The organism is Rhodococcus sp. CX, assembly GCF_015865005.1.
Taxonomy (GTDB): Bacteria; Actinomycetota; Actinomycetes; order Mycobacteriales; family Mycobacteriaceae; genus Rhodococcus.
Map to the genome: position 1 here is coordinate 22649 of NZ_JADZGH010000251.1, position 5698 is coordinate 28346.

Sequence of the window (5698 nt, forward strand, 5' to 3'; positions counted from 1 at the left end):
TCGGTGGTCGCCGCGGTCGTGGACACCAGCGTCACCGAGTCACCGCCTCGATCCGGCGCGGCCGGCTGATCGAACACCACCGGCCCGGGCCGGCCGGCGATGCCCATCACGCTCAGGAACCGGTGCGGGGCGGGCAGGTCGCCGATCATCACCCCGTGGTGCGCCCACCGTCCCCGCCCCACGACGGGCAGCGGCCCGCCCTCCGGTGCTCCCACGTGCTGGCCGCTGCGGCTGACCAGTGCCACCGCGCGGGCCACCGCCTCCGACGGGCCGCTCACTCGAACCACGATCGCACCGGCGGCTTCACCCACATGATCTTCTCGTCCGGGTGGGCCCGCGCGGCCGCCGGATGATCCGGATGGTTGCGCGCCCACTCGGTCTTCTCGTCGAGCAGTGCGGCCACGTAGTTCCAGGTCTCCATCGTGCGTGGGGGATGCGCGCCCGCCTCCCGCGCCAGCCGACGGCGGTAGTCGTCGGTCATCGCGAGCAACTCGGCGCCGGTGATGCCACGATCCCACGCGAAACGGGCGAGGATCACCGACTTCTCGCGGCGATTCTTCGCGGCCTGGTCGGTGTGCGCGAAATCGGGAGTGTCCATCCCTTCTCCTTCCGATCGGGGCACCGGTGTCCATCATCGGTCATCGTTGACAACGACGGGGCGACGGCTCACGCTCGAGGGAGCCACCTCCGGTCCGGAAGGACGAGCGATGCCGGCACAGACGCGCGACATTCCGCAGGGAACGCCGAGAGACGTTGCAGCGCAGGCGAAGAAGGAACCCAGGACGCCGGAGTTCGATCCCACGCTCGGAATCGTCGTCGAAGCCGAGGTGCGCGGCACGCCCCCGCACCGCATCGTGGCGCTCGGGGATTCGCTGCTGCAGGGCTTCCAGAGCGGCGCGGTGTTCCACACCGACCTCTCGGTTCCGGCGATCATCGCGTACGAACTCGGAGCGCTGCGCGCGTTCCGCTTCCCGCGCTACGGGGGACCGGGCGGGCTGCCACTGAACATCGAACTGATGTTGCGCCGCCTCGAGGACCGGTTCGGCTCGTCGCTGCAACCGTGGGAGGTGCCGCTCGCGCTGTTCGACGTGCGCTCGTTCATGGACGAGGTAGAGGACTACTGGGAACGAGGCCCCGGCGCGACCGCCCCGGTCGTTGCGGCCTACCAGCACAATCTGTCCTGCTTCGGCTGGGATCTGCGCGACGCGCTGAGCCGCACCGCCCGGATCTGCGCGGACGCGATCGAGACACCCGGCGACGATTTCCTGAACCAGGTGGTGCAGAACAACGGCGACCGCGCGGCGCTGCACGTGTATCCGCACTGGGCGCCGCCGCAATGGGAGATGACCCTGTTCGACGCGGCGGCCGCACTCGGCGACGACCACGACGGCACGACGGAGAGCGGCATCGAAACCCTCGTGGTGTTCCTCGGTTCCAACAACGCGCTCGGCACCGTCACCGACCTGCGGGTGGAGTGGAGCGGACCGGACTTCCGCGACCTCGCGAAGAAGGGGCCGTACACGATCTGGCGTCCCGAACATTTCGACGCGGAGTTCGCCGAAGTGGTGGCGCAGGTCGAACGCATCTCCGCGCGCCACGTCATTTGGTGCACGATTCCGCACGTCACGATCGCGCCGATCGCGCGGGGCCTGGGCTCGAAGGTCGAGCACGGCTCGCGGTACTTCCCGTACTACACGCGGCCGTGGATCGACGAGCGGCGATTCGACGCCACGCGGGATCCGAACATCACCGGCGCGCAGGCCGCCGTCGTCGACGCGGCGATCGACCTCTACAACACCACCATCACGCGGGTCGTCGCCGAGGCCCGCGCGGGAACGTCCGGCCCGCCGCGGGACTGGTATCTGCTCGACGTGTGCGGCCTGCTCGAGCGGCTCGCGTTGCGCCGCTACATCGACGACGTGCAGGCCCGCCCGGCGTGGTGGACGCCCTATCCCTTGCCTGCGGCCCTGGCCGCGCTCGATCCGGTGCCCGATTCGCGGTTCCTCACCGCGGACGGTCGCGGGGGACGCGCCACCGGCGGGTTCTTCTCCCTCGACGGAGTGCATCCGACGACGGTCGGCTACGGGATCCTCGCGCAGGAGATCATGACGATCATGGCGCAGGCCGGCGTCGAGTTCCGTCACCCCAGCGGGGAGTTGCGAACCGGGCCGATCACCGTCGACTGGGAACGGCTCATCCGCCGCGACACTCTGATCCGGACACCACCGCAGAACATCGACTCGACGTTGTCGATTCTGGGGTGGGCCGACGAGGTCGCCGACCTGGCCGGCCGCGCCCTGGGCATCAGGTTGTGACGCCGGTCCGGCGCGGGATCAGGACCCCGTGCCCGTACCACCGGCAGATCTCGAGGGCTGCGGTGAGCGTGAACGGGTCGATGTCCTCGAGATCGCGTCGGAGTTCCTCGGTGGCCTGCTGAATCCGGTACCGGATCGTGTTGCGGTGCAGGTTCATCCGCGCTGCCGTGGTCGCGGGGCTGCGATTGCAGGACAGGTGCACCCGCAGGGTTTCGCGCAGTTCGGCGGCGCGATCGGTGTCTTCGGCGAGCGGGCCCAGCATGCCGGCGACGAAAGTGCGCATCTCCGTGAGATCCCCGGCGAGCATCGCGACCGGCGCGATCTCCGCGTACCACACCAGCGCCGGTGCCTCCGGCACCGCGGTGCTCGTCAGTGCCTTGACGGCGGCCGCCTGCCGATGCCCGGCACGGAATCCCTCGATACCGCTCCCCGGGAGTCCGACCGCAACGCGCAACGGCACGTCGGCCGCCTCGATCGCGGCCCGCAGACGCTCGATCACGTCGACGACATCACCATGCAGGGCGAGCCACGCGTTCATCGCGAGCGGTTCGGTATGCACCGCGAGCGTGGCCGCGCCCGGAGCGACCTCGGTGAGCAGTTGCTGGACCGCCGTTGCGACATCGGGGAAGGGCGATCGTTTCGATTCCGGAATCCACAGCGCCATCGCCAGGTGCATGCCGTCGAGCGGATACTCGAGTGCGCCGGCCTGTTCGGCGTCGGTCACCGCGCCGGTCAGTATCTGGCTGATCCAGTACTGGGTCAGACCACTGCGGCTGGCGATCCACCGTTCCCGCTCCTCCTCGTAGGCGAGGGTGACGCGCTCGGAGAGGTGGTCGATGAAGGCGGCGGTCTTGCTGACCGCGGCCCGCAACGCGACCCGGTTGTCGGCCGGGGCGGCATCGTCGGCCACGTCCATGCACATGCTGGTGAAGCGCGCCTGACCGATCCGGTAGGCGCGCAGCAGGTGCGCAAGCGACCCGCCCCGGCGGGCCAGTTCCCGTGCCAGCGCGAGTGCCTCGGGGGGAGGGTCGACCGCCGACGGATCGGTGCCCTCGAGCAGGGCTGTCATCAGCACCGTGGTGTTCTCGGCGATGCTGGCCAGCAGCAGAGCGCGGTCTCGCTCGGTGCTCGCTATCTCGGGGATCTCGGCGCCGGTGAGTTCCGCAGTTTCGGCGACGAAGGCATCACGGCGCGCCACGACGGCGTCGGCGATGTACCGGGCCGCCTCCTGCTGTTCCTGGTCGGTCCAGTCGACGAACACCGACGCCATCGGGTGGCCTCCCCAATCTCGAATCGCGTGGCGCACCGCGATCGGCGCGGGTGTCGAATCTACCCGCTGGGTGTGCCGGGCCCGCTCCGAACCGCCGCCCCGGCACGGGTCAGGTCAGATTCACGACGTGCGCGTGCGAAGCGACGGCGTCCTGCAGCTTCTTCCGGGAAAGGGTGCGTGGGCCGCACGCGCATCCGGCGGGGATGGCATCGTCCTCGAACTGTGTCGCCTCCAGGGTGTCGACGAATTCCGAATCGAGCTTGTCGCCGTGGTGGCCGGTGGCTTCCCGATCGCGGGAACCGCGCCCACCCGGGCCACTGGCCGAGACCACCACCGGTCCTTCGGTCGTCTTGTAGACCGCGGCGACGGTGTGGCTGGCCGGACATCGCACCTTCAGCACCGCTTGTTCTGTGCGCGAGGGTCCGAGTTCCTTCACGGCCGCGAGGGCCTTCCGGCGGCGTTCGGGGGGTGGGGTTTCGGCGATGTTCATGTTCCTATTCCACCCCACCGGCCGCCGCGATCCCACCGGTTCGGCATAACCGATCTTGAACCGGCATCAAACGATTCCGTCGGTGAGGTGGTTCGGTGTCCCGAAGCGGTGCGCGGTGATCGAGACCGACTGCTCCCTCAGGAACGGCAGCATTTCGAGCCGGCCGGACTCGGTGACCCGATTGTCGTACACCGCAGTTCCGGGACGCCCGTACAGGTTTTCGGCGAGCGCGCGGGTGTCGCCGCCGATCAACCGGATGCGGTCCGGGGCAGGCCTACCGATCCGGCTCAGCCACGCCGCATCCGACTCGATCGCCAAAGATGTCACGAAAGGCCCTATCACGCGGGTTGTTTCGCGAGACAGCGGTGCTGTGGTGGACACGTCGACGGATGCGCCGCACCGGGCGGCGGCACCGAGCACCCGCAGCAACTCGACCGCGGTCCCGCGCGCGCCGAGCCGGACGTGCACCCGCACCGGGCGGTACCGGAACAGATTCCGTTCGGCGGTCAATGCACTCACGTCGCGGGCGAGGGAGAACTCGGTGCGCCACACGCGGGCGTCGCTCGCGAACGACCGGCGCAGGAACTCGCGCTCGGCTTCCGACAGCCCGGCCGCGTCGAGAAGAAGCGCCGGGACGCCGTCCACGGTCTCGTCGACAGGGCTGTGCGGCGCCGGTTCCCACGACCCGAAACCGACGAGATAGTTCGGGCCCCCGGCCTTGAACCCGGCCCCGACCGACGACCGTTTCCAGCCGCCGAACGGCTGCCGACGCACGATCGCGCCCGTGATGCCGCGGTTGACGTACAGGTTCCCGGCCTCGACCCGGTCCAGCCACAGCGCGATCTCCTCGGAGTCGAGACTGTGCAGCCCCGCCGTCAGCCCGAAGTCCACCCGGTTCTGGAGCGCGATCGCCTCGTCGAGGTCGCGGGCCGTCATGATGCTCAGCACCGGCCCGAAGAACTCGACGAGATGGGCGCGAGAACCCGGCCGCACACCGATTCGGACACCGGGGCTCCACAACTGCCCCGACTCGTCGAGGCGCTGCGGGGCGACGAGCCACGATTCCCCCGGACCCAGGGTGGTGAGCGCGTCGAGCAACTTGCCGCGGGCCGGCTCGACGAGCGGCCCCATCCGGCTGCGCGGATCGTCGGCGCGGCCCACAGGCAGCGACGTCACCGCGTCGACGAGCTGATTGCGGAACCGGCGCGACGACGCGACCGACCCGACGAGGATCACCAACGACGCCGCCGAGCACTTCTGCCCCGCGTGCCCGAACGCCGACTGCACGACATCGCGCACCGCGAGATCCAGATCGGCGCTCGGTGTCACCACGATCGCGTTCTTGCCGCTGGTCTCGGCGAGCAACGGCAGATCGGGCCGGAACGACCGGAACAGCTCCGCCGTCTCGTAGGCGCCGGTGAGCACCACCCGGTCCACGCGCGGATCCGCGATCAACTGCCGCCCCAGATCATGGTCGGCGAGCCGCACGAGATGAAGCACGTCGCGGGGCACCCCCGCCGCCCACATCGCCTCGGCCAGCACCGCGCCGCAGCGGGCGGTCAGCGCCGCCGGTTTGAGCACCACCGCCGATCCCGCGGCCAGCGCCGCCAGCGTCGATCCGGC

Annotated in this window: 5 protein-coding genes and 1 pseudogene; 1 reads left to right on the forward strand and 5 read right to left on the reverse strand. The window is 70.0% G+C overall.

The window, feature by feature from the left end:
- Both I0Q12_RS26930 and I0Q12_RS26935 read right to left on the reverse strand, forming a co-directional pair.
- A pseudogene (locus tag I0Q12_RS26930) lies at positions 1 to 278 on the reverse strand (hypothetical protein); the annotation flags it as partial.
- A complete protein-coding gene (locus I0Q12_RS26935; RefSeq protein WP_197256413.1) occupies positions 275 to 598 on the reverse strand; it encodes a hypothetical protein in 324 nt (107 codons plus the stop codon). The pseudogene I0Q12_RS26930 and the gene I0Q12_RS26935, both read right to left, overlap by 4 nt.
- 109 nt (positions 599 to 707) lie before the next feature.
- On the opposite strand from I0Q12_RS26935, the gene I0Q12_RS26940 reads away from it, so the two are divergent.
- Positions 708 to 2315 (forward strand): hypothetical protein, encoded by a 1608-nt coding sequence (locus I0Q12_RS26940; RefSeq protein ID WP_197256414.1) that lies wholly within the window; start codon positions 708 to 710, stop codon positions 2313 to 2315.
- Here the strand turns inward: I0Q12_RS26940 and I0Q12_RS26945 are convergent.
- The 3 genes from I0Q12_RS26945 to I0Q12_RS34025 form a co-directional block, all read right to left on the reverse strand.
- Positions 2305 to 3585 carry a CdaR family transcriptional regulator gene (locus tag I0Q12_RS26945; RefSeq protein ID WP_197256416.1) on the reverse strand — a complete coding sequence of 427 codons (1281 nt, stop codon included), beginning with the start codon at positions 3583 to 3585 and terminating at the stop codon, positions 2305 to 2307. The genes I0Q12_RS26940 and I0Q12_RS26945 overlap by 11 nt on opposite strands.
- Positions 3586 to 3694: 109 nt before the next feature.
- Positions 3695 to 4075 carry a hypothetical protein gene (locus tag I0Q12_RS26950; protein ID WP_197256418.1) on the reverse strand — a complete coding sequence of 127 codons (381 nt, stop codon included), beginning with the start codon at positions 4073 to 4075 and terminating at the stop codon, positions 3695 to 3697.
- A 66-nt stretch (positions 4076 to 4141) separates the two neighbouring features.
- A partial coding sequence (locus I0Q12_RS34025; RefSeq protein WP_231611526.1) for an aldehyde dehydrogenase family protein occupies positions 4142 to 5698 on the reverse strand: 1557 nt, incomplete at its 5' end.